Raw genomic sequence first — 23,760 nt, forward strand, 5'->3', positions numbered from 1 at the left:
GCCTAGCTGCGGGCGACGCCCCGGCGGTCCGGGCCCGGCCACCGGTCTGTCCTCCGGAGCCGCTCGGGTGCCTTGGCCATCGCCTGGAACTGCTCCAGGTCGTGGCCCGCGACGATGACGGCGTCGGTGGCGTCGGCGAGGGCGGTGAGGCGGCGCATCGAGAACGACGCCGCCAGCGCGTCGGTGGCGATGCCGGGCGGGAGGTCGCCGTCGATGTTCTCGTGGGTGTTGATCGCATCCCCGGCCAGGATCACGTTGCCGAGGTCGGGGACGTCCCACAGCATGATCGACTGGTGGCCGGGGGTGTGGCCGGGGGTGAAGATCAGCGAGAAGCCCCGGAAGACGTGCCAGTCGCCCTCGGCCAGGCGCCAGGCCCTCGGTCCGGCGATGTCGGTCGCGACGTACCCGCCGGCGGCGGGCGGATCCGGGCAGTGTGCCCACCGGTGCTCGGTGCGTTGGGCGATGTGCTCGGCGTCGGGGAACAGCCGGCCGCCGCCCGCGTGGTCGTGGTGCAGGTGGGTGTAGACGACGAACCTGATGTCGGCCGGGGACAGGCCCACGAGCTCGAGCTGCTCGGCCGGGTGGTGCCGCGGCTCCATGCGGGGTCGCGTGCTCTCGGCCAGCTCCGTGCCCCAGGCGGGGTGGGCCTGGAGGCCTTCGCGTCATGACCGCTGCCCCGACCTCGACCGCGGCGCCCGTCCCGGTCGACGTGGCGGCTCCCCCGGAGGCGCCCGTCCCGACGATGCGCTTCCTGCCCTGTGCGGACGTGGGCGTCCTGGTCGAGCTCGAGAGCCTCGCCTACGTGCTGGCACTCCACGAGGCGCTGGCCGGCGACCTCCCGACGGCGTGGTCGACCTGGTCCCGGCCGCCCGCACGCTGCTGCTGCACCTCGACCCCGGCCGCACCAGCGTGCCGGAGGTGATCCGCGCCGTCTCCGAGCTGCGGCCGACGCGCCGCGCCCGATCGGCGGCGCGGAGCGTGGAGATCCCCGTCGTGTACGACGGCCCCGACCTCGACGTCGTCGGCGATCTCACCGGGCTCGGGGCCCGTGGAGTCGTGGCGGCGCACACGGGCCAGCTGTGGACGGTGGCGTTCACCGGGTTCACGGCCGGGTTCGGCTACCTCTTCGGTGAGGACGACCGGCTGCATGTGCCTCGGCGGGCGACCCCGCGGGTCAGCGTCCCGGCCGGTGCCGTCGCCCTGGCCTGCGAGTTCAGCGGCGTGTACCCGAAGGCCTCGCCGGGCGGGTGGCAGCTCCTCGGCCGCACCTCCCTGGAGATGTGGGACCTGCACCGGGACCCACCCGCGCTGCTGTCCCCGGGGACCCGGGTCCGGTTCGTCGAGGTGGACGCGTGAGCGGCGCCGGGCTGGAGGTCCTCTCCGCCGGGCCGCTCACCACCGTGCAGGACCTCGGGCGTCCCGGCCACGCCCCGTGGGGCGTCGGGCGGAGCGGGGCCGCGGATCGCCGGTCCCTCCGGCTGGCCAACCGGCTGGTCGGCAACGCGGTGGAGGCGGCTGGACTCGAGGTGCTGCTCGGCGGTCTCGAGCTGCGGCCGGACCGAGACGTCGTGATCGCCCTGACCGGCGCCCGCTGCGCGGCCACCATCGGCGGCCGGGCCGCCGACCACAACACCGTGCTGCGGGTGCCGGCCGGGTCGGTCCTGCGGCTCGGCACCGCGTCCGCAGGACTGCGTACCTACGTCGCCGTGCGGGGCGGCATCGACGTCCCTCCCGTCCTCGGGTCGCGCTCGTACGACGTGCTCTCCGGCCTCGGCCCGCCGGTCCTGGCGGCCGGGACGGTGCTCGCCGTCGGCGCGCCCCCGGCCCGCTTCCCGTGCGTGGACATGGCGCCGGTGCCCGACCCCCCTGCCGGCCCGGTCCGCCTCCGGGTGATGTCCGGCCCGCACGACGACTGGTTCACGGGCGACGCCCTCGGGCTGCTCGAGCGGACCGCGTGGACGGTCACGACCGCGAGCGACAGGATCGGCATGCGGCTGGCCGGTGCCGAGCTCGCCCGGGCCCGGAGCACCGAGCTGCCGAGTGCGGGCGTCGTCCGCGGCGCGCTGCAGGTCACCCCCGCGGGGCAGCCCACCCTGTTCATGTCCGATCATCCTCTCACCGGGGGATACCCGGTGATCGCGGTCGTCGTCGACGTCGACGTCGACCGCGCAGCCCAGGTCCGACCCGGTCAGGACCTGTAGGTCACGATCGTCCCCAACCCCCCGCGAGGTACCTGATGAACAGCGCCGTCCCCGGCACGACCCACGACGACATCGCAGCCCTGACGCCCGCCCGGGCGCGCGAGCGGTTCCGAGCGGGGGAGCGGGTCGCGACGAGCGGCTGGTGCCCGGGCTTCACCCAGGCCAACCTGATCGCCGTGCCGCAGCAGTACGCCTACGACGTCCTGCTCTTCACGCAGCGCAACCCCAAGGCGTGCCCCGTCATCGACGTCACCGATGCCGGCAGCGTGGAGCCCGGCATCGCCCCGGGGGCCGATCTCCGCACCGACCTGCCCGGCTACCGGGTGTACGAGGAGGGCCGCCTGGTCGCCGAGACCGGCGACGCGCGCGAGCACTGGCGCGAGGACATGGTCGCCTTCCTCATCGGCTGCAGCTTCACGTTCGAGCGGGCCCTGCTCGAGTCCGGCGTCCCGGTGCGCCACCTGACGGCCGGCACCAACGTGCCGATGTACCGGACCAACCGGGCGTGCCGGCCCGCCGGGCGCCTGCACGGGCCGATGGTGGTCTCCATGCGGGCGGTGCCGGCCGACCAGGTCGCCGCCGCGGTCCAGGTGACCAGCCGGTTCCCGAGCATGCACGGTGCCCCCGTGCACGTCGGCGACCCCGCCGCCCTCGGCATCGAGGACCTGGCCTGGCCCGACTACGGCGACGCGCCGGTGCTGGCCGACGGCGACGTGCCGGTGTTCTGGGCCTGCGGGGTGACCCCGCAGGCCGTCATCGCGGCCGTCGGCATCCCCTACGCCGTGTCCCACGCGCCCGGACAGATGTTCATCTCCGACGTGCCCGAGGCGACCTGGGCGCTGGCCTGACCCGCGGGTGAGCCCCGTGCACGGGGCCGGTCACCGCTGACGGTCCCCGGTCCCGAGCACCGTCATGTGCAACAGGCCGTCCGACCGGCCCGTCAGTTGGCACATTGCACATGGCCGTCCGGATCGCCGGCGCGCACGATGGACGCACCCACTCCTGAGAGGTGCGTCCATGAAGCTCACTGTCGTCAGCCCGTTGCTCGGCGAGGAGTTCGCCGACGGCGTTCGCAAGGAGGTCGCCCAGTGGGCCGGCCCGGACACCGTGATCGACGTCGTCAAGGTCGAGCGAGGCGTCGCCTCCATCGAGTCCGAGTACGACGAGGCCCTGGCCGGGCCAGGCATCCTCGAGCAGGTGGCGCTTGCGGTCGAGCGGGGCGCGGAGGGCGTCTTCGTCACGTGCTTCGGTGACCCCGCGGTCCACGCGGCCCGCGAGATCGTGGACGTCCCGGTGGTGGGCGGCTTCGAGCCGGCCATGCTGAACGCCCTGTCCCTCGGCGAGTCCGTCGGCGTGATCACGGTCCTGGACAACGTGGTGCCGATGATCCGCGGCCTCGTGCGCCGCTACGGGCTCACCGACCGCTGCAGGTCGGTGCGCGTCGTCGACCTCCCCGTGCTGGCCCTCGACGCCCACGAGGAGCTGCTGGAGCGCCTGTACACCGAGGCCCGCTCCGTTGTGGACAGCGGCGAGGCCGACGTGATCGTGCTGGGCTGCACCGGGATGATCGGCGTCGCGGCCGCGGTGCAGGCCCGGCTGGAGGCCGACGGGGTGTTCGTGCCCGTCGTCGACCCGACCGGCGCCGCCATCCTCTGGCTGGAGTCGCAGATCCGGCTCGGCGTCCGCCCCAGCCGGGCGACCTACATGCCGCCGCCGCCCAAGGACCGCCGCATGTGAGTCCGCCCCAGGCGGCACTCCCGATGTTCGGCTCGAGATCGTCATAGTTCGGAAAGGCAGCACATGCGCATCGGGATCGATGTGGGAGGCACCAACACCGATGCCGTCCTGATGGACGGTCACCAGGTGATGGGAGCGGTGAAGTCGGCGACCCAGCCCGACGTCTCCTCGGGTATCAAGGCGACCCTCGAGAGCCTGCGGAAGCAGCGTCCGTTCGCGCCGGAGGACATCCGGGCCGTGATGATCGGCACCACGCACTTCATCAACGCCCTCGTCGAGGCCCGGCACCTGGCCCCCACGGCGGTGCTGCGGCTGGGGCTGCCCGCGACCAGCTCGCTGCCGCCGCTGGTCGACTGGCCGGAGCGGCTGGTGGAGGCCATCGGCGGGCGGGCGTACCTGGCGCACGGCGGCCACGAGTTCGACGGGCGGCACATCGCGGAGCTCGACGAGGACGAGCTGCGCCGGCACGTCCAGGACATGGTCGCGCACGGCCTCCGCTCGCTGGCGATCTCGTCGGTGTTCTCCCCGATCAACTCCGAGTTCGAGCTGCGGGCCGCCGAGATCGTCGCCGAGGAGGCGGGGCCGGAGATGGCCGTCTCGATGTCCCACGAGATCGGCCGCGTCGGGCTGCTCGAGCGCGAGAACGCCACGATCATCAACGCGGCCCTGCGCGAGCTCGCGCTGGGCATCGTGGACGGGCTCGCCGGCACGCTCGCGAGCCTCGGCATCGACTCGCCGCTCTACCTCAGCCAGAACGACGGCACGCTGATGGACATGGACTTCGCGCGCCGCTACCCGGTGGCGACCTTCGCGTCCGGGCCCACCAACTCCATGCGCGGCGCCGCCATCCTCTCCGGGCTCAAGGACTGCGCCGTCGTCGACGTCGGTGGGACGACGAGCGACGTCGGGGTCCTGACCAACGGCTTCCCGCGCGAGGCGACCACCGAGGTCACCGTGGCGGGGGTGCGCACGAACTTCCGGATGCCGGACGTGCTGAGCATCGGCATCGGCGGCGGCAGCCTGGTGCGCGGCAACGAGGCCGGCGTGACCGTGGGGCCCGACTCCGTGGGCTACCGCCTGACCCAGGAGGCCCTGGTCTTAGGGGGCAGCACCCTCACGGCCACCGACATCGCCGTCGCGTCCGGCCGCGCCGACATCGGCGACCGCTCACTCGTGGCGCACCTCGACCGCGCCACGATCGAGGCGGCGCTCGCCCGGATCGGCAGCGACGTCGCCGACGCGGTCGAGCGGATGCGCACCTCGGCGGACGCCCTGCCCGTGGTCGCCGTCGGAGGCGGCTCGATCCTGCTTCCCGACCGGCTGGAGGGCTGCGGCGACGTCCACCGTCCCGAGCACTTCTCCGTCGCCAACGCGATCGGTGCCGCGATCGCCCAGGTCGGCGGCATGGTCGACCGGATCTACTCGATCGCGCCCGGGCAGCGCGACGCGATCTGTGACGAGGCCCGGCAGGAGGCCAAGGACCGCGCCGTCGCGGCGGGCGCCGACCCCGAGACGGTCTCGATCGCCGACTTCGACGAGGTCCCGATCCCCTACCTGCCCGGCAACGCCACCCGGATCCGCTGCAAGGCGGTCGGTGACCTCTGGATGGAGCGATGAGCATGCGCGTGACCCCGACCGACCTGATCCCGATGGCCCGCGGCGCGGCCGTGCTGGGCGGCGGCGGCGGCGGTGACCCCCACATCGGGCGGCTGCTCGCCGCGAGCGCCATGCGCGAGCTCGGCGACGTCGAGATCGTCTCCCCCGAGGAGGTGCCCGCGACCGCCTGCGTGCTGCCCATCGCGATGATGGGTGCGCCGACGGTGATGGTCGAGAAGATCCCGTCGGCCGGCCAGATCTCCCTGGCGCTGGAGACGCTCGCCCGCTACCTGGGCCGCACGCCCACCCACGTCGCCTGCATGGAGGCGGGCGGGGTGAACTCGATGGTGCCGTTCGTCGCGGCCGCCCGCCTGGGGCTGCCGCTGATCGACGGCGACGCCATGGGCCGCGCCTTCCCGGAGCTCCAGATGGTGCTGCCCACCATGTCCGGCGTCTCGGCGACCCCGATGTCGATCGTCGACGACAAGAACAACAAGGGCGTCTTCGACACGATCGACAACAACTGGGCCGAGCGGCTGGCCAGGTCCGCGACCATCGACATGGGCTGCGCCCCGATCGTCTCGCTCTACGCGATGTCCGGGAGCGAGGTGCGCGACTGCTTCGTGCCCGGCACCCTCAGCCTCTGCCTCTCGATCGGTTCGGCCATCGAGAGCGCGCGGGCGGTCAACCAGGACCCGGTGGAGGCGCTGGTCGGCGCCCTGCGCGGGAAGCTGATCCACACCGGGAAGGTCGTCGACGTCACCCGTCGTACCGTCGCCGGGTTCGCCCGCGGGGAGGCCGTCGTCACCGGGCTGGACGCCGCCGCCGGGAGCCAGCTGGTCCTGAAGTTTCAGAACGAGCACCTCATCGCCGAGTTCGACGGCGAGGTGCTCGTCACGACGCCGGACCTCATCGTCGTCGTCGACGCCGAGACCGGTGAGCCGATCACGACCGAGACCCTGCGCTTCGGCCACCGGGTCGCGGTCGTCGCCGCTCCGATGGACGAGCGGTGGCACACGCCGGCGGGCATCGAGCTGGTCGGGCCCCGCTACTTCGGCTACGACGTCGACCCGATCCGGTTCGACGGCACCCCCTCGGAGGGCGCCCTCCTAGCCCACGTCTGAGGGCGGGATCCAGATCGTCCGGCAGGCGAGGTGCAGCGCCAGCCGTTCGGAGGGGTCGGCGAGGTCGACGGCGAGCAGGGACCGGATGCGGGCCAGCCGTTGCGCGACCGTGTTGCGGTGGATGCCCAGGATCGCGGCGGTCTCCGAGACCGACGACTCCTCGTCGAGGTACGTCGTGAGCGTGTGCAGCAGGTCGCCCGGCTGTCCCTCCAGCGGCGCGAGGAGGGACCGGGCCGCTGGCTGGAAGGTGTCGGTCCGGGTCCAGGCCAGGAGCGTCTGGCCGAGGCCCAGGCGGTCCACGTGCAGGAACCGCCCGCTGGCGACCCGGCCGGCCGCCAGCCGCGCCGCCTCCCCGGCCTCGCCCAGGGTCCGCGCGACGCCCCGCGGGCCCGCGTGGTAGCGACCGACGCCCACGGCGGTCGGGGTGGTCGCCGCGAGCCGGCGCTGCGCGCTGCGGATCTGGCCCGCTCGCGCCTCGACGTCGGCACCGCGGGGCTCGTCCTCGGACGTGATCCAGGCCGACCACCCGTCGCCCTGCTCCACGACGACGGCGTCCATCCCCTCCGCCTGGAGCGCGCCGATCACCTCGGGACGCTGGGCCACGGGGTCGACCTCGGGGCCGGTGTCGATCCGGATGCCGAGGTGCCAGCCGTCCAGGCGCCACCCGGCCTCGAGCGCGCGACGCCGGGTGGTGGGTGCCACGTCGTCGGGGGCGTTGAGCAGCTCGCCCAGCAGTGAGGCGCGGGCCCGGGCGTCCCGCTCGACGGCCAGCCGGCGCAGGCTGGCGCGCTGGCCGATCACCGCCGCGGCCACGGAGAGGGCCGCACTCGCGGCGGCGCTCTCGGCGGGCAGGTCGTGGGGGAGCCGGGTGACCAGCCACACCGTGGCGTCCCGCGCCGTCGTCGGCGGCACCGGGTGGGCGATCAACAGCGCCGAGTCGGAGAGCTCGACCCGCTGGGTGGCGCGGTAGCGGGCCGCGCCCGCGGTGAGCGTCCCGGCCACGGTCTCGCGGTCCTCCCCCGCGACCACGTCGGAGCCCAGGAGGGTGTCGCCGCCGGCGGCCACCAGGGCCAGGGGCCGGTGCAGGACCGAGCCGACGGCCTTCATCACGTCCTCGACGCCCTCTCCGGACCGGGCGGCCGCGGCCGTCACCCGCAGCACGGTGTCGGACACGTGCAGCTCCACCTCGGCGACCAGCCTCCGGGCGGTCAGGGCGGCGGCCAGGGGGTCGTCCGCCCCGAGCACGGTCAGGCCGACGCGCGCGGCCAGGGCCGACGACGGCTGCGAGAGCGGGGACGAGTCGCCGATCAGCAGCGCCGAGGCACGGCCGGCGGCGGCCGTCTGGATCAGGACGTCGATCTGCCAGTCGTCGCGCAGCGGCGGCTGCAGCACGGTCAGCAGGTTCCCCTCGAGGTCGGCCGCCCGGCCGCGGATGTCGGCCACCATCGCGACCCCGCCGACGGTCAGCGTCGGCGCCGGCGGTGCCGCGAGCACGCTCACCTGCTGCCAGTCGGCATGGGCCAGCAGGGCGACGAGCGGGACGGGCGAGGCGGCGCTCACGGCCGCCCGCCCAGGAGCAGGGGCGGGCTGTCGATGGCGAACGCGGCCGGCGACACCCGGTCGAGGCGGCCCGGTGCGAGCCACCACGCGGGAGCCGGCAGGACCACCACGAACACCTCGTCGCCGCGCCGGAGGGCGTCGACCGCCAACGGCCGGTTCGTCCGGCGGTCCAGCAGGCAGATGAGGTCGGGGACCGTGGCCCGGGGCTCGCCGTCGACGAGCACCATCAAGAACTCGTTCTCCGTCTCGATCCGCAGCACGGGGCCGTTCCGGTCGAGGACCGTCACCGACGACTCGGGCTGCAGCCCGCCGCCCGCGCTGTGCCGCAGCACGTCGTGCACGCGGCCCTCGCCGAGGACCTCGCCCCCCAGCACCTCCGCGACCTCCGCGGCGTCCGCCAGCACGCGCAGCGAGTCGTGCGCGCGCCCGAGCTCGAGCGCCCGGCCCAGGGTCCCCACGCAGGCCGTCTCGTCCAGCAGGGCGGCGGGGCTCGGCGGGAGCGCGAGGGCCGCCCAGCCGCCGGTTCCCGCCAGCGCGGCCCGGATCGTCCTCTCCACCTCGGTGGCGGAGGCGCTGTCGACGAGCAAGGTGTGGCCGCCCGGGAACGCGAGGGCGCACGGGGTCAGGGGCAGCTGCGCGGTCACCCAGGTCAGCTGGTCGAGCCGGGGCAGCCCGCGTCCGGCCAGGTCCGCGTCGACGTACGGCAGCCCCATGCGCAGCGCGGCCACCAGCGCGGTGACGCCGTTCAGGCCGGCCGTCTCGATCCCCATCACCGCGTCCGGGGCCGCGCCGGTCCACCGTCCGGTCGCGGCGACGGCCGCGCCGAACTCACCGCCGTGGGGCAGCTTCTCGGTGAACACGCTGGTGGCCCCCACCATCCCCACCGGCACGACGCTCGCGCCCCCGAGACCGCCGGGTGCGTGCAGCACCAGCTCGCCGTTACCGAGCTGCGAGCGCAGCACGGAGGCGAAGGGCTGCGGGTCGCCGGCGCCGCCCGAGCCCAGCAGGCACAGGCCGACCGCCAGCGCCTCGAGGTCGGCCGCGCGCAGGGTCCGGGAAGCCGGAGGGCTCATGCCCGCATTCTCGCATCCGGCCGCCGGTCCGGGGGGCGATCCGTGTGCAGGTGGCCTTGCCCGTGAGACGCGACCGAGCGATGTGCACATATGTCCGAGGATCCGACGCTGGGACCATGAGGTAGTCGCAGCACCAGTGGGGTGCCGGCCACCGGCAGTCGCCGCGGATGACAGTGGAGGAACGCAAACGATGAAGAAGCAGATCCGGTCTGCACCGGGCGTGCGGCCGCGGCGGCTCGCGGTCGCCGCGCTCCTGCTGCCCCTCGTCCTGGCGGCCTGCTCCAAGCCGGGCGACCCGGCGTCGGGCGGCGGCGAGTCCGCGAAGGGCGAGGTCACGCAGGCCGCCACCGACACGGTCGAGAAGTTCAAGGCGGTCCCGGACTTCGTCTCGCCGGGTCCCGCGGTGGACGTCGCGAGCCTGGCCGGCAAGAGCGTCTTCGTCATCCCGCTGCTGACGACCAACGACTACAATATCCAGATCAACGCGGCGATGGAGCGGGTCGCGAAGCTCGCGGACGTCGACTTCGAGGTCTACACCAACGAGGGCCAGCCCAACCAGTGGGTCGCCGGCATGAACCAGGCGATCGCCAAGGGCGTCGACGTCATCATCCTCAGCGGCGGCACCGACCCCCGCGCGCTGGAGCCGCAGATCAAGGAGGCCCGCGACCGGGGCATCAAGGTCGTGGTGAGCATGTTCTGGGACACCTCGGCCCAGTTCACACCCGACTGCTCCGGGCTCAGCGTGGACTGCGTCGACGGCGTGGACGCCATCGTGGCCGCGCCGTACCAGACCGCCACGCGCCTGGACGCCGACTGGATCGCCGTCGACTCCGAGGGTGCCGCGAAGATCCTGGTGGTGACGTCGAACGACGCGGGCCCGAGCCCGGGCCAGGAGGCCGCCTTCAAGGACGAGATCGCGACCGCCTGCCCCTCCTGCGAGGCGACGTTCGCCAACGTGCCGATCAGCAAGTGGACGACCTCCGTGCAGTCGACCGTGCAGTCCGAGCTCGTCCGCAACCCCGACATCGACTACGTCGTGCCGCTCTACGACAACATGGCCAGCTACGCCGTCGCCGCCATCACCGCGGCCGGCAAGCAGGGCCAGGTCAAGGTCGTCACCTTCAACGGCACCCCCGCGGTGCTCAAGATGATCCAGGACGGCGACATCGTGACCATGGACGTCGGGGAGTCCCTCGAGGGTGCCGGGTTCGCCGCGATGGACAACGCCTTCCGGCTGATGGCCGGCATGGAGCCCTCGCAGGTGGCCGACATCGTGCCAGTGCGGATCTTCGACACCACCAACATCGACGAGGCCGGCACCCCGCCGGAGGTCAACAAGGGCTACGGGGACGACCTGGAGGCCCAGTACCTCGAGGTCTGGGGCCTCGGGTGACCGATCCGGCCCGCCCGGTCCTCCGGATGAGGGGCGTCGCCAAGACGTTCGGCCTCACCCGGGTGCTCCAGGACGTCGACCTCACCGTGCGCCGCGGTGAGGTCCACGGCCTGCTCGGCCAGAACGGGTCGGGCAAGTCGACGCTGATCAAGATCCTCGCCGGGTTCCACACCCCGGACGAGGGGTCGATCGAGCTCGACGGTGCGTCGGTCGACCTGCCGCTGTCCGCCGTGGACCGGCGCAAGCATCGGCTGCGGTTCGTCCACCAGGACCTGGCGCTGCTGCCGTCGTTGACGGTGCTCGAGAACCTGCTCGCCGACGACGTCGCCACGGGGCCGGGCATCCGGCCCCGGCGGCGGCGCGCCGAGCTCGCCCGCGCCACCGCGCAGTTCGACCGGTTCGGGATCTCGCTGCGCCCGGACACGCTCGTGCGGGACATCTCGCGCCTGGACCGGGCCAAGCTGGCGATCGCCCGCGCCGTCAGCCACCTCGGTGACGATGACGGTGACGTGGCCGGCGCGGGTCGGGGGCTGCTGGTGCTCGACGAGCCGACCGCCTTCCTGCCGCACAGCGAGGTCGCCGAGCTGATCGCGCTGATGCGGGCGGTGGCCGCGCAGGGCACGGGCGTCCTGTTCGTGTCGCACGACCTCGACGAGGTCCTGACGGTGACGGACCGCGTCAGCGTGCTGCGCGACGGCCAGCTGGTCGGCAGCGAGGACACCGCCTCGCTGGCGCGCGGGGATCTCGTGCGGTTGATCGTGGGCCGGCCGGTCTCCGTGTTGAGCGCCGGCTCCGCGCCGGTCCCCGCGAGCCAGGAGCGGCCGCGGCTCCAGGTGAGCGCGCTGCGCGGTGGCGCGGTGCAGCACCTGGACCTGAGCGTGCACCCGGGTGAGGTCGTCGGCGTCACCGGCGTGATCGGGTCCGGGTTCGACGAGGTGACCCAGCTGCTCTTCGGAGCGCTGCGGGCCAGCGGCGGGTCGGTCGCGATCGACGACCTCGCGCTCGAGGCGCGCCGGCTCTCGCCGGCCACGGCGATCAAGGCCGGCGTCGCCTACCTCCCCAGTGACCGTGCGGTCCAGGGCAGTGCCCCGAGCCTGACCGTGGGGGAGAACGTCGCGCTGCTCTCGCTGCGCAAGGGTGGCGGTCCCTTCGCCCTGACCGGCCGGAGGCTCGAGCGGCACGCGGGCAAGCTGCTCCGCGACCTCGACGTACGTCCGCCCGAGCCCACGCTCGCCTACGCCTCCCTCAGCGGCGGCAACCAGCAGAAGGCGATGATGGCCAAGTGGCTGGTGACCGGCCCCAAGGTCCTGCTGCTCAGCGAGCCCACCCAGGGTGTCGACGTCGGGGCGCGCGAGCAGATCTTCACCCTCATCGCCGAGGCCGCCCGGCAGGGCTGCGCGGTCGTGTGCTCGAGCTCCGATCTCGACCAGCTGGCCCAGATCTGCAACCGCGTGCTGCTCATGCGGCGCGGTGTCATCTCGGACGAGGTGCACGGTGAGGCCGTCACCAAGGCCGGCCTGACCGAGATGCTGTTCGCCGACGCGGTGGTCAGATCGCGCCGCGCCACCTCCGACGCCTGATCAGCCCCATCACCGCCCGTGAAGAGAGTCGACATGTCAGTGGGTACAACTACCGGTCACGACACGGACGCCGTCGCGCCGGCCCAGCCGGGCGCTCGTCGCTGGACCTCGCGCATCGAGGCCGGCGCCCTGCCCGCGGCCTGGCTCGTCGTCTTCGTCGTCTTCGCCGTGCTGCTGCCGGACACGTTCCTGAGCACGGCGAGCGTCTCGAACATCCTGGGATCGCAGGCGGTCCCGCTGGTGCTGACGCTGTGCCTGGTGCTGCCGCTGGTGTGCGGCGACTACGACATGTCGGTCGCGTCCGTCGCCACCCTCACCGCCATGGTGATCGGCATCTTGAACGTCAACCACGGATGGTCGATCGGCGCCGCGATCCTGGCGGGCCTCCTGGCGGCCCTGCTGGCCGGGTTGGTGAACGGCGCCGTGATCGTGATCTTCGGGGTCGACTCGCTGATCGTCACGCTCGGCACGGGGACCGTGATCCAGGGCCTGGTCCTCTGGATCAGCGACTCCACGACGGTCAGCGGCATCTCGACCTCGCTGGTCGACCTGGTCATCGGCTACAAGCTGTTCAGCGTGCCGGCGGCGTTCTACTACGGCCTCGCGCTCTGCGTCGTGCTCTGGTACCTGCTGCAGCACACCGCGCTCGGGATGCGCATGCTGTTCATCGGGCGGGGCCGCGACGTCGCGCGCCTGAGCGGCATCGCGGTCCCCCGGGTCCGCATGGGTGCCCTGGTGGCGTCGGCCGGACTGGCGGGCGTGGCGGGCACCCTGTACGCCGGCACCACCGGCTCGGCGGACCCGAGCTCGGGCACCTCGTTCCTGCTGCCGGCGTTCGCCGCGGTCTTCCTCGGCGCGACCACCGTGATCCCGGGCCGCTTCAACGCCTGGGGCGCGTTCATCGCCGTCTACTTTCTCGCCACCGGCATCACCGGGCTCCAGCTCCTGGGGGCGGAGAGCTTCGTGCAGCAGCTCTTCTACGGCGGCGCGCTGGTCATCGCCGTCTCCCTGGCGCAGCTGGCCCGCCGCCGCGAGGCGAGCAGCGCGGGCACCACCTCCTGATGGTGGTGCCGACGCTGCCGGTGGCGGACTGCCACAACGACCTGCTGCTGGGTGTCCTGCACCAGCGCGAGCGGGGCATCGCCGACCCGTTCGGCGACTTCTGGCTGCCGCAGCTGCGGGCCGGCGGCGTGGCCCTCCAGGTGCTCCCGGTCTTCACCGAGGAGCAGCACGTGGGCGAGGGCGCGCTGCGCCGGAGCCTGCAGGTGCTGGAGGAGGCCCGCCGCCTGGCCGACGTGCACGTGGCCGACGTGGCGATCTGCGAGCGGGGCGACCAGATCCGGCCCACCATCGAGAGCGGCCGCATCGCGCTCGTCCTCGCACTGGAGGGCTGTGAGCCGGTCGGCCACTCCCTCGAGCTGCTCGACACCTTCCACCGCCTCGGCGTCCGGATCGCCTCGATGACCTGGAACCGCCGCACGATGATGGCCGACGGGGTCGGCGAGCAGGATGCCGGCGGCCGCCTGACGACCCTCGGCCTCGAGGCGGTCGCCGAGATGGAGCGGCTCGGCATGCTCGTCGACGTCAGCCACCTCTCGGAGACCGGCTTCTGGCACCTGGCCTCGGTCGCGACCAGGCCCTTCGTCGCGAGCCACTCCTCCTGCCGGGCCCTGCAGCCGCACCCGCGCAACCTCACCGACGAGCAGATCCGGGCGGTGGCCGACAGCGGGGGCTTCGTCGCCATCAACGGGTTCGGCCCGTTCCTGTCCGACGCCCCCACGGTGGACTCGTTCCTCGACCACGTCCAGCACGCGGTCGCGCTGGTGGGTCCCGAGCGCGTCGCGCTCGGCCTGGACTTCATGCGCGACCTCGTGGACGCGGTCGACCCCGTGCTCTCCGGTGCGCTCGTCCACCCCGACACCCCGCCCTGGGTCGCCGGCCTCGAGCGGCCCGCCGACCTCGCCGCGCTCGCGGCGCGGCTGGAGGAGACGCTGGGGCCGCGAGCCGGCCGCCAGGTGGCTGCCGACACCGTCATCGACACCCTGACGCGGCAGCTGGCTCCGGCGCCGCGCTGATCGCGGGTTGCTCGCGGGCACGATCCGCTGGTGGAACCGGGCCGCGCACCCAGCCGGATGAACTGGGTTCGGCTTTCGGGGACGTCCTCCTGTCGCGAACGCGACGCTTGAGCCACGGTGGGTGCGATGCGACCTTCCTCACACCGCGTCCGTGAGACGTAGGAGAGCCGCCCATGGCCACAGTCGTCCCCGTCGACGAGTTCGTGACGGATGAGTGGTACCCCGGCTTCAAGCCGGCACTGGACCATGCAGGCTGGGCGGTCGAGCCGTTCCGGACCTTCGACAAGGCCGACGAGAAGCGGTTCTGGTTCCTCGACTTCCACTGGCCCCGGGGCCTGACCCCGATGGGGTTGATCTGGAACGAGGACGGCTACTCCTGGGGGACCCAGCTGGCAGCGGAGTCGCTGCCGCTGCCGCCCGGGCGCGGGATCACCAGCGGATCGCCGGGACGCACACCTACGCCGTCGCGATCGACGTGACGGACGAGTGGGAGATCGGCGAACGGGCGCGCCGGATGATGCAGAACCTGCCGCGCTTCCTCGAGAACTTCGAGGGCATCTGGGCCGAGCGCCGCGCGGAGGTCGACTCCTGGTGGACGCACCTGCAGTCGGTCGACCTGCGGTCGCTGCAGCTTCCGGAGCTCGGCGGCTACCTCCGCAAGGCGCGCCAGTTCCACAAGCGTGCCTTCGAGATCCACTTCGAGGTCATGTACCCGCTCATCGCCAACTACGTCGGCTTCTACGGCGCCTGCACCGAGATGGGTATCGACCCGGGACAGATCGCCAAGATGGTCGTCGCCGTCCATCAATTGCCCTTCCTGCCGAGAGGTGCCGCAGGCTTGAGTCTCGCGGATCTCGCCGGCGCCCGTGACGCCGCCGATGGCGGGCTGTGGATAACAGGGGTTCCGTCCGGGTCGCCGAGCGGGAGACTGGTCGTCCATGGACGACCGGGGGGCGTTGCTCAGCGCTTGGCCGTGGCCGCTGCTGCACGGACGGACAGGAACGGCGAGAGGCCAAGGTCTTCGGCGCGTCGACCACCGCCTCGCGAACCGCGTCCGCGCTTGTCCATGCGGAGAGACCCTCCTGTGGGCCGACCGTCTCGAAGGAAGTGGACGAGCCGGACTTGTGCACGGTGTTACGCGGGCGCATTGTCCTATGCCCCAACTGCAAGAGGCGCATGAGCATAGGCTAGGTATCGAGCACTTGGTGCTGACACAACTGAAGAACGCTGGCTGGTGCACCCCTGGGGTGCACGCCCCCGAGATAACGGGAGTCAACCGGAGGCAACGGGACACCGGTTTCACGCTCACGACCGTGGTTCACGCGGGATTGAGCGTGGTGCTCCTACGGTTCAACTCCCCCCTCGCGCACGCGTGACAGGCCCCGGGTCCTCGGATCCGGGGCATGATCCATTCCGGAGTCCATTGGTGGACTGCAACCTCTCGCCGTCAGCGGCGGTCGCGAGTTGTCCACAGTCCCTGAGGTACCGAGTTGCGAAGGCTCGGACGGCCGAGCCTCGAGCGGACGGGCCGGGCTCCGGTCGCCGGGCTCGAGGGTGGTCATCAGCGGTGTCAGGGCCGCCGCTGATCCGTCCTCAGGCGAGGCGGTGGTCCGCGACCAGTCGGTGGGCCAGGTCCAACGTCTCGCCGGCGACCGGTGTGGGCGCGATCGCGTCGAGGCCCCAGACCTCCGCAACGGCATTGCGCACATCGGCCCTGGTCAGCTGTGGGTTCTCTTCGCGCACGGCGCCGACGGAGGCGGGGTCGAAGGGGAGATCCAACGCTGCGTAGACCGTGCCGAGCACGTCCTGCAGCGTCAGCCGGTCCTCGACGACGATCACGGAGGAGAAGAGCCAGGCGTCCTTGACGACGCGCTGCGCGGTGCCGACCAGCTTGACCACGCCGCGGGCGTTCACGCTGTGGGCGCCGGGGCAGTACTCACCCGGGACCTCCCCCATGCGCGCGTCGATGCCGAGCGCCGTGAATGCGTCCGCCAGCGCCTGACCGTAGGTCACGAAGCGTTCCTGCAACCGGCCCACGGAGGCCGGGTCGTGACGGACGTGGTCGATGACGAGGGTGTTCTGGGTGTAGGCGACGGCCCGCCCTCCGGAGGCGCGTACGGCGACGTCGAAGCCCATCCGGCGGGCGGCTGCGACCGCCGTGGGGAAGCCGGGCAAGCGGGTGTCGCGCCGGCCGAAGACCACGGCGGGGGTGGTCGGGCTGTAGATGTGGATCGCCTCCGGCAGCTCCCCGTCTGCGGCGCGGCGCAGCATCGCCGGGGCCAGCGCGAGCTCCATGGCCTCGTCGGTCCCGACGGGCCCGACGTGGACGAGGGCATCGGGATCGAGGGGCTGCACGAGGGGATCATGCCCGGCCGTGGCTCGCGAGTCCGCGGCGGGTCCTCGACCACGCCCGATGGCTGCGGAGCGGGCAGCAGCCTCCGCATCGGCAGGCAGCAGCGCGCCATGGCGAGCACCAGGTGGTGGACGCAGTCGCCCTGGACGTCCTCCGACGCGGTCGGTCACGAGGTAGCTGGGACGACCCGACCCCGGTGCCGAGGAGGGGACCAGGTGCTCTGGCCGCGAGGCGGACCCGGCGGTACTGCGGGCCGATGCCCCAAGGGTGCGTGCTTCCTAGCGTCGATCGGGTGACCAGTGCTCGCATCCACCACCCCACCAGCCGCGGCGCCGTCGTCGCGCTCCTCGGTGCCCTGCTGACTCTCGCCGCCTGCGGCGACGGGACCGGGGCCGCCCCCGCTGCAACGCAGGGGCGACCCCAGGCTCACGAGCGGTCGGCAGCGCCGGAGTCGGCCCGCCTCGACCGCGTCGGTCTCGAACCGGGCCGCCTGGGCATCGGCCGGGTCGACGTCGCCCGGCTCGAGCCGGACCTGCGCGCTGCCCTGGAGGAGGCCACCCGGGCTGCCGAGGCGGACGGAGTCGTGATCGAGGTGACCAGCGGGTGGCGCAGCTGGGAGCACCAGGAGCGGCTGCTCGACGAGGCGGTGGTGAAGTACGGAAGCCTGGACGAAGCGCTCGAGTGCGTCTCGACCCCGGAGGCCTCGGCCCACGTGACGGGGGACGCGGTCGACATCGGCCCGGCCGAGGCAGCCGGTTGGCTGAGCCGGCACGGCTCGGCGTACGGCCTGTGCCAGATCTTCGCCAACGAGGACTGGCACTTCGAGCTCGCGACGACGCCCGGCGGCGAATGCCCGCCGATGTACGCCGACGCCAGCCAGCGCTAGCGGCCTCGACCCGACACCGACCGCTCGAGGCCGCCGACCGGCCTGCTGGTAGGACAGGGACCATGAGGATTCGCAGCATCGGCAACGAGACCGTCGGCCGCACCGAGGTCGGCGCCATCGGCCTCGGCCTGATGACCTTCGACCAGACCGGCACCCAGCCCCGCGAGCAGCTGCTGGCCACCGTGCGGGCGGCGATCGACGCGGGGGTGACGCTGTTCGACACCGCCGATGCCTACGGTCCCGGCGAGGAGAAGGGGGCGGACGCCCAGGGGGAGAACGAGCTGCTGATCGCGTCCCTGCTCGACGAGCTCGGCGTACGCGACCGGGTGCTGCTGGCCACCAAGGGTGGCCACGTCCGCACCGAGGGCGGCGCCTGGGGCACCGACAGCACCGATGCCCACTTGAAGCAGGCCGTCGACGACAGCCTGCGCCGCCTCGGGGTCGACCAGATCGCGCTGTGGCAGCACCACCGGCCCAGCAGCAAGGTGCCCTACGAGGAGGTCCTCGGCACGATGCAGGAGATCGCCGCGTCCGGGAAGGTCCGGATGCTCGGCATCTCCAACGCCAACCCCGAGCAGATCCGCGCGGCGCACGCGGCACTGGGCGACACGCTGGTGAGCGTGCAGAACCAGTTCTCGCCGGCCTTCCGCAGCAGCCGCCCGGAGATCGACGTCTGCGCCGAGCTCGGCCTGGCGTTCCTTCCGTGGAGCCCGCTGGGTGGCCTCGGCGACGCCAAGGAGCTGGCCGCCAAGCACCCGGCGTTCGCGCGGGTGGCCGAGCAGCGCGGCGTCAGCGCCCAGCAGGTCGCCCTGGCCTGGGAGCTGGCCCAGTCGCCCGTCGTGATCCCGATCCCCGGCGCCAAGCGGCCGCAGTCGATCCAGGACTCCGCAGCCGCCGCCGAGCTCGACCTCACCGACGAGGAGCTGACCGCGCTCGACGCCGACTGAACCCGCCCCCGTCGAGTCGGGGATCAACGGGTGCCGGACACCGCGATGACGGTCTTGTCGCCGGTGCGGGCGACGGCGTGGGTGAAGGCGAGGGGTGCGTCGGCGAGCGGGAAGCGGTCGCTGACCAGGGCGTCGAGGTCGATGCCGCTCGTGGCGAGCTCGATCGCGCGCGGGTAGGTCTCGTGCATCCGGCGGACCATCGCGAAGGTCAGGCCCTTGCGCCGGGCGGGTGCGGCGGGGAACGAGGACAGCGGCACCGACGGGATGCCGCCCAGCGCGATCCGGGCGCCCGGGCGCGCGCAGGCGACGGCGGTGCCGATGGCGTCGTCCGCCCCCGCCATCTCGATGACCACGTCGACGCCGCGCCCGCCGGTCAGCTCGTCGACCGCGGACGAGGCCTCCTCCGGTGCGACCGCGACGTCGGCGCCGAAGCGGCGTGCGGTCTCGCGCCGGTGCGCGAGCGGCTCGCTCACGACCACCTGGGCGGCGCCGGTACGGCGAGCCACCGCGGCAGTGAGCACCCCGATCGGGCCGCCGCCCACCACCAGTACGTCGTGGCCGGGGCGGACGTGCGCCACCCCGACCGCGTGGATCGCGACCCCGAGCGGCTCGAGCAGCGCGCCCGCATCGTCGCTGAGGTCGTCCGGGAGCGGGAACAGCAGGTGGTCGGGCCAGACCAGCCGCTCCTGGAGGCCGCCGTCCAGGCCGGCGTGCCCGGCGAAGCGCACGTCGGGACACAGGTTCCCGTGCCCGGCGCGGCACTGCTCGCAGACCCCGCACGGGATCGCGGGGTCGATCGCGACCCGGCGCCCGGCGTACGGCCCGTCCAGTGCGCGCCCGGCGAGCTCGTGGCCCGGGACCACCGGTCGGTCGAGCGTGACCTCGCCGGTGCCGCCGTCGGTGAACCAGTGCAGGTCGGAGCCGCAGAGCCCGACCGAGGTGACCGCGACGGTCGACCAGCCGACGGTGGGAGCGGGCGGCTCGGCGACCTGCTCGACCCGCAGGTCGCCGACGGAGTGGAGCCGGGCGGCGACGGGCACGCCACCAACCTATCCAACGGCCGGGGTCAGGTCGGCAGGTGGCTCAGGCGCCGGGAGATGCGGGCGGCGGTGACGACCACCACCCGCGCCAGCGCGCCGACCCGTGGCGCCTCGGTTGGTACGCCCGGACCCCCGGGCCGGGCGTTCCCGACCGCGAGCCTGGAGCCTCCCGCGGCCACCGGCCCGGCGCCCTCGCGGCCCGGCTGACCGGGTGGCCCGGTCGCGGGATTCCGGTGAGCCGGCCGCCGCGACCCGCCAGACTGGGACCGTGGACCGTCCGACCCTGCGCCGGCTGTTCCCGCGCCGGGTCGCGATCGTGTGCGCGGCGGTCCTGGTCGTCCAGGGAGTCGGGCTCGCGCTGCTGGTCCGCGACGTCCGCGAGCCACGCCCGCACCAGGTGCCGGTCGCCGTCGTCGGACCGGCCGTCGTCGCCCAGGGCCTGGCGGAGCAGGTCAACGCGCTCGAGGGCCGGCCGCTCGACGTCACCGCGAGCGCGGATCGGGAAGCGGCCGTCGACGACGTACGGCACGGCCTCACCGTCGGCGCCGCGCTCATCGATCTCACGGGCACCCAGGACCAGGTGGTCCTCGACGGCTCGACCGACGAACGGCTCGCCCGGGCCGTGGTGGAGCAGGCCCGGGCGATCGAGCGCTCGCACGGCCGCACGCTGTCGGTCCGCCGCGTCTCGATGTCCGACGTCGACGACGACGTCGTCCGCGGCCTGGCGGTCGGCTTCGGCGCGGTGGGCTTCGTGGTGGCGCTGGCGCTCTCGCTGCGCTTCGGGCCGACCGCGCGCACCCTCCGGCTGGGAACCCGGCGGGTGCTGGTGGTCGCGGCGATCTCCCTGGTGAGCGGGTACGCCGCCACGCTGCTGCCCGGCGTGAGCACCCTCGACACCGGTGCCCAGCTGCGCCTCGCGGGAGTCCTGGCCCTGACCGCGGCGGTCGCCGGGACGGTCACGCTCGCCCTGGAGGGCGTGGCCGGGTTCGGCGGCCTGGGCCTGAGCGCGGTCTTCTACCTGGTGGTGGCGACGCCGCAGCTGCTCGGCACCGACCCGCACCTGCTCCCGGCGCCGTGGCCGGTGCTCTCGCAGTGGCTCCCGCCGGGGGCGAGCGTCGAGGCGCTCGGCGCGATCGCGCTGTACGGCGGCACCGGCATCCGGCTGCCCCTGCTGGTGCTCGCCGTGTGGCTGCTGGCCGCCGTCCTCGCGCTGCAGGTCTCGCGCCGGGAGCGGGTCCGCGAGCAGACCGCGCCCGACGCCGGCCTGGACGAGCCGCTGCTGCTGCACCCGCCGCTGACGCCGGTGGTGCGGCACGGCCGGCTGGTGCGCTGGCGCTGGCGGGTCGGGGTCGTGGTGCTGCCGGCCGCCGGGGCGGCGTTCGTCCTGGTGTCGTTCGTCCCGCGTGACGCCGTCGCGGACGTCGCGCCGGTCGCCAGCCGCGCCAGCGAGACCGAGTGCGTCTCGACCGGCACGGTCCGCAGCGTGGCGGACCTCAACCGGATGGTGCGCACGGTGCGCGGCGGCCCGGAGTTCCAGGGCGGTGACGTCGGTGCCGACACCGAGCTGCAGGACGGCCGGCGGGTGATGGTCTTCGGCGACACGCTGCGCAGCCCGTCCTTCGCCGGCCAACGCTTCGTGCGCAACTCGATGCTGCTCATCGGCGGCGAGTGCATCCAGGCCGTCGTGCCCGAGGACCACGGGGCGCTGATCCCGGACCGGCCGAGCGCGCAGTCCGCCGGCCGGGTCGGCTACTGGCCGATGTCCGCGGTGACGATCACCCATCCGGGCTACGACCTGGTCGTGGTGACCGCGCAGCGGGTGCGGAGCACCGGCATCGACGACGCGTTCGGCTTCGAGAGCCTCGGGCCCGCGGTCGCGGTCTTCGTGGTCCCCCGGGGCGAGACCCCGCAGCTGGTCGCGGTACGCGACGTCGGGCCGGACGCCGCCGATGTCACCCGCCCGGAGTGGGGCGCGGCGGCTGTGGTCGAGGGCGAATGGCTCTACCTCTACGGCACCGCGAACCCGGACCAGCCCTACGTCTTCGGCTTCTCGCTGCGGGTCGCGCGGGTGCACCCGGACGACGTGCTGCGGCCCGCTGCCTGGGAGTACTGGTCGGGCACCGACTGGGTCGCAGACCCGGCGCAGAGCCGGGAGCTGATCCCGGCCGCGGGCGGGACGTCGCAGACGCTCTCGGTGTTCCGCGACGGTGGGCAGTGGCACGCGCTGAGCAAGCGCAACGAGTTCCTCGGCAGCGACGTGGTCGTGTGGACCGCGCCGGACCCGTGGGGCCCGTTCGACGGCGGGCGCACCGTCGCCCCGCTGCCCTCGGACGCCGCCCAGGGGCGGCTGCGGTACCTGCCGCTCGCGCACCCGGGGCTGCTGCCCGAGCCCGGCACCGTCGTGGTCTCGTTCAGCCGCAACCGCACCGACGTCGACGAGGTGGTCGCGGACCCGACCCGCTACCGGCCGGGCTTCCTCAGGGTGGACCTGCCGTAGCCGGCCATACTGTCCGGCATGGGTGATCCGAGGTGAGCAGCGGACGGCGCCGGTCGGCCTTCGTGCTCCTGCTGCTGGCCGTGCTGGTCAACCTGCCCTTCGTGCACAGCACCTGGACCGACGCGAAGGTCGAGCGGTCGGGCGCGGACGTCACTGCGACCGTCGTGGACCACCGCGAACCCGACTGGCTGTCGTTCCGGTTCCCCGCCGAGATCGACCCCGACCAGCGCACCTGGTCGGTCGAGGTCGAGGAGCCGACGTACGACGAGGCCGTCGGCACCGGCCGGCTCGAGGTCCGGGTGCTCGAGGACGACCCGTCGGCGTACCGCGTCGACGGCGCCCTCGAGAGCCGGGTGCCGCTGGTGGCGACCGTGGTCGCCGACGTGGTGCTGCTCCTGCTCGCGCTGCTGATGTGGAGGTTCGGTGGGCGGTTGCGCAGCAGCCTGCGCGCGGTCGCGCTGGGCGATGTCGAGCGGTGCCCGCCCGAGACGCTCCTTGAGCGGCTGCAGGCCGAGGACTACCTGGTGCGCGGCGAGGTGCTCGAGGTCGGACCGGACCGGGTGGTGCTCGATCTCGGCAACCGGACCATCGAGGTGCTGCTCGACGGGCACCACAACGCGGTCGGCCACCAGCAGGCGGCCCAGGTCAAGGCCCGGATGATCGGCTGAGGGGCCGGCGCTCAGGAAGCCCGGAGCTCAGGAGGCCCGGAGCTCGACGGTCGGCCGCGTCACGGTGGCCCGTGCACCGACGGGGACGGCCACCGGAACGGCGACCGGCCCAGTGACCGGCCCAGTGGCCTGCCCAGTCACCGGGGCGGCCTCGGCAGGCTCGGGGCGACGGGCGATGCCGGACACGAGGATCGCGACCATCAGGGTGGGCACCAGCAGCACGAAGGCCATCAGGCCTGCCATCAGCAGCGCGGTGATCGTCATGGGTCCTCCGGTGGGTGCGGTCTGCGGGTCTCGTTTCCCGCGGCGCCCCTGCCGAAACCTCGGCGGGGGTGTGGCCTGGACGACATCGCGCCGCCGGAGCGGCGTCCGGGAGCACATCCGCGGCTGAGGATCTGGGTAGTGGCCACCCATGACCTCGTTCTCCGCAGACACGCGTGCCGAGGCGGTCGTGGACGCACCGCGCGACCGGATCTGGTCGGCCCTCACCGATCCCCGCCTGGTCGCCGAGCTGACGCCGTTCGTCCGGGCCATCCACGAGGACGGCGCCCATTGGCGCTGGGAGCTGACCGCCCTGAAGGTGCTCGGCGTCGGCGTCGCCCCCGCGTTCACCGAGCAGATGACGTACGACGAGCCGGAGCGGATCGAGTTCCGCCACGACCCGCCTGCGGGCACGACCGAGCGGTCGTCGGTCGAGGGGTGGTACGACCTGGCGGAGCACCCGGCCGGCACGCGGCTGACCACCGCGCTCGAGATCACACTGGACCTGCCGCTGCCCAGGATCTCCGGGCCGGCGGTGCGGGCCGCGATGAGCCGGGTCATCGACCAGATGGGTGACCGGTTCGCCCAGAACCTGCTCGCCCACCTGGGCGCCCGGCAGGTGGCCTGAGCCGGCCAGGCCGCGGCGTACGCCTGCGGACTTGTCGGGCAATCCCTGCACTCCTGGGCCGAAGTTTCGGCCGAACAGTGCAGGTTTCCCCGGGTACCCGGGGAAACCGCCGCTCGACCCCGGCCCGAGCCGCCGGACCCC

Annotated in this window: 24 protein-coding genes; 18 read left to right on the forward strand and 6 right to left on the reverse strand. The window is 73.5% G+C overall.

The genetic code is table 11. The annotated features are described in order from the left end of the window. Positions 1-2: 2 nt before the first annotated feature. Positions 3-599, reverse strand: coding sequence for an N-acyl homoserine lactonase family protein (locus tag NOCA_RS01845; protein WP_011753587.1), 597 nt, complete (start codon positions 597-599; stop codon positions 3-5). A gap of 65 nt (positions 600-664) precedes the next feature. Here NOCA_RS01845 and NOCA_RS28110 point away from each other — a divergent pair, with 65 nt between their 5' ends. The 7 genes from NOCA_RS28110 (at position 665) to NOCA_RS01875 (ending at position 6,658) form a co-directional block, all read left to right on the forward strand. Next, on the forward strand, positions 665-922 hold the full coding sequence (locus NOCA_RS28110) for a hypothetical protein (RefSeq protein WP_238383401.1): 258 nt from the start codon (positions 665-667) through the stop codon (positions 920-922). Next, the gene (locus NOCA_RS01850) at positions 847-1,356 is read left to right on the forward strand and encodes a 5-oxoprolinase subunit B family protein (protein ID WP_238383402.1); all 510 of its coding nucleotides are present in this window, start codon (positions 847-849) and stop codon (positions 1,354-1,356) included. The genes NOCA_RS28110 and NOCA_RS01850 overlap by 76 nt, the downstream gene beginning before the upstream one ends. Next, a complete protein-coding gene (locus NOCA_RS01855; protein WP_011753588.1) occupies positions 1,353-2,201 on the forward strand; it encodes a biotin-dependent carboxyltransferase family protein in 849 nt (282 codons plus the stop codon). Before NOCA_RS01850 ends, NOCA_RS01855 begins: the two co-directional genes overlap by 4 nt. Positions 2,202-2,236: 35 nt before the next feature. After that, positions 2,237-3,049 carry a putative hydro-lyase gene (locus tag NOCA_RS01860; protein ID WP_011753589.1) on the forward strand — a complete coding sequence of 271 codons (813 nt, stop codon included), beginning with the start codon at positions 2,237-2,239 and terminating at the stop codon, positions 3,047-3,049. Positions 3,050-3,218: 169 nt separating this feature from the next. Further along, positions 3,219-3,938, forward strand: coding sequence for an aspartate/glutamate racemase family protein (locus tag NOCA_RS01865; RefSeq protein WP_011753590.1), 720 nt, complete (start codon positions 3,219-3,221; stop codon positions 3,936-3,938). Between the two features lie 63 nt (positions 3,939-4,001). Continuing rightward, entirely contained in the window at positions 4,002-5,555 is a 1,554-nt protein-coding gene (locus NOCA_RS01870; RefSeq protein WP_011753591.1) for a hydantoinase/oxoprolinase N-terminal domain-containing protein, read from the forward strand. After that, positions 5,552-6,658, forward strand: a complete 1,107-nt coding sequence (locus NOCA_RS01875) for a DUF917 domain-containing protein (protein ID WP_041546034.1) — start codon at positions 5,552-5,554, stop codon at positions 6,656-6,658. The genes NOCA_RS01870 and NOCA_RS01875 overlap by 4 nt, the downstream gene beginning before the upstream one ends. Here the strand turns inward: NOCA_RS01875 and NOCA_RS01880 are convergent. Together NOCA_RS01880 and NOCA_RS01885 are read right to left on the reverse strand one after the other, a co-directional pair. Continuing rightward, on the reverse strand, positions 6,644-8,218 hold the full coding sequence (locus NOCA_RS01880; RefSeq protein ID WP_011753593.1) for a helix-turn-helix domain-containing protein: 1,575 nt from the start codon (positions 8,216-8,218) through the stop codon (positions 6,644-6,646). The two genes, NOCA_RS01875 and NOCA_RS01880, sit on opposite strands and share 15 nt — an antisense overlap. Continuing rightward, the gene (locus tag NOCA_RS01885) at positions 8,215-9,291 is read right to left on the reverse strand and encodes a DUF917 domain-containing protein (protein ID WP_011753594.1); all 1,077 of its coding nucleotides are present in this window, start codon (positions 9,289-9,291) and stop codon (positions 8,215-8,217) included. The genes NOCA_RS01880 and NOCA_RS01885 overlap by 4 nt, the downstream gene beginning before the upstream one ends. 190 nt (positions 9,292-9,481) lie before the next feature. On the opposite strand from NOCA_RS01885, the gene NOCA_RS01890 reads away from it, so the two are divergent. From NOCA_RS01890 to NOCA_RS01915, 6 genes are all read left to right on the forward strand, one after another. Then, on the forward strand, positions 9,482-10,684 hold the full coding sequence (locus tag NOCA_RS01890; protein WP_011753595.1) for a sugar ABC transporter substrate-binding protein: 1,203 nt from the start codon (positions 9,482-9,484) through the stop codon (positions 10,682-10,684). Positions 10,685-10,710: 26 nt separating this feature from the next. Then, on the forward strand, positions 10,711-12,264 hold the full coding sequence (locus tag NOCA_RS01895) for a sugar ABC transporter ATP-binding protein (RefSeq protein WP_140403770.1): 1,554 nt from the start codon (positions 10,711-10,713) through the stop codon (positions 12,262-12,264). Positions 12,265-12,297: 33 nt separating this feature from the next. Then, positions 12,298-13,326, forward strand: coding sequence for an ABC transporter permease (locus NOCA_RS01900; protein WP_011753597.1), 1,029 nt, complete (start codon positions 12,298-12,300; stop codon positions 13,324-13,326). Continuing rightward, positions 13,326-14,339, forward strand: a complete 1,014-nt coding sequence (locus tag NOCA_RS01905) for a dipeptidase (protein ID WP_011753598.1) — start codon at positions 13,326-13,328, stop codon at positions 14,337-14,339. Before NOCA_RS01900 ends, NOCA_RS01905 begins: the two co-directional genes overlap by 1 nt. 173 nt (positions 14,340-14,512) lie before the next feature. Beyond that, the gene (locus NOCA_RS01910) at positions 14,513-14,818 is read left to right on the forward strand and encodes a hypothetical protein (protein WP_011753599.1); all 306 of its coding nucleotides are present in this window, start codon (positions 14,513-14,515) and stop codon (positions 14,816-14,818) included. Next, positions 14,815-15,519, forward strand: coding sequence for a hypothetical protein (locus NOCA_RS01915; RefSeq protein WP_011753600.1), 705 nt, complete (start codon positions 14,815-14,817; stop codon positions 15,517-15,519). Before NOCA_RS01910 ends, NOCA_RS01915 begins: the two co-directional genes overlap by 4 nt. 413 nt (positions 15,520-15,932) lie before the next feature. On the opposite strand, the gene NOCA_RS01920 is transcribed toward NOCA_RS01915, so the two are convergent. Next, a complete protein-coding gene (locus NOCA_RS01920; RefSeq protein ID WP_041546036.1) occupies positions 15,933-16,694 on the reverse strand; it encodes a lipoate--protein ligase family protein in 762 nt (253 codons plus the stop codon). A 290-nt stretch (positions 16,695-16,984) separates the two neighbouring features. Here NOCA_RS01920 and NOCA_RS01925 point away from each other — a divergent pair, with 290 nt between their 5' ends. Next, positions 16,985-17,578, forward strand: coding sequence for a M15 family metallopeptidase (locus NOCA_RS01925; RefSeq protein ID WP_049774182.1), 594 nt, complete (start codon positions 16,985-16,987; stop codon positions 17,576-17,578). 62 nt (positions 17,579-17,640) lie between these two features. Next, positions 17,641-18,525, forward strand: a complete 885-nt coding sequence (locus NOCA_RS01930; protein WP_011753603.1) for an aldo/keto reductase — start codon at positions 17,641-17,643, stop codon at positions 18,523-18,525. 23 nt (positions 18,526-18,548) lie between these two features. Here NOCA_RS01930 and NOCA_RS01935 read toward each other — a convergent pair whose 3' ends face one another. Next, a complete protein-coding gene (locus tag NOCA_RS01935; protein WP_011753604.1) occupies positions 18,549-19,565 on the reverse strand; it encodes a zinc-dependent alcohol dehydrogenase in 1,017 nt (338 codons plus the stop codon). A 268-nt stretch (positions 19,566-19,833) separates the two neighbouring features. On the opposite strand from NOCA_RS01935, the gene NOCA_RS01940 reads away from it, so the two are divergent. Both NOCA_RS01940 and NOCA_RS01945 read left to right on the forward strand, forming a co-directional pair. Beyond that, positions 19,834-22,062, forward strand: a complete 2,229-nt coding sequence (locus tag NOCA_RS01940) for a DUF4185 domain-containing protein (protein WP_041546038.1) — start codon at positions 19,834-19,836, stop codon at positions 22,060-22,062. Between the two features lie 32 nt (positions 22,063-22,094). Then, positions 22,095-22,730, forward strand: a complete 636-nt coding sequence (locus tag NOCA_RS01945; protein ID WP_011753606.1) for a hypothetical protein — start codon at positions 22,095-22,097, stop codon at positions 22,728-22,730. A gap of 27 nt (positions 22,731-22,757) precedes the next feature. Here NOCA_RS01945 and NOCA_RS01950 read toward each other — a convergent pair whose 3' ends face one another. Next, the gene (locus NOCA_RS01950; RefSeq protein ID WP_041546039.1) at positions 22,758-22,994 is read right to left on the reverse strand and encodes a hypothetical protein; all 237 of its coding nucleotides are present in this window, start codon (positions 22,992-22,994) and stop codon (positions 22,758-22,760) included. 148 nt (positions 22,995-23,142) lie between these two features. Between NOCA_RS01950 and NOCA_RS01955 the strand changes: the two genes are divergently transcribed. Next, on the forward strand, positions 23,143-23,619 hold the full coding sequence (locus NOCA_RS01955) for an SRPBCC family protein (protein WP_041546042.1): 477 nt from the start codon (positions 23,143-23,145) through the stop codon (positions 23,617-23,619). Positions 23,620-23,760 lie beyond the last annotated feature (141 nt).

Source organism: Nocardioides sp. JS614, assembly GCF_000015265.1.
In the GTDB taxonomy this organism is placed as follows: Bacteria; Actinomycetota; Actinomycetes; order Propionibacteriales; family Nocardioidaceae; genus Nocardioides.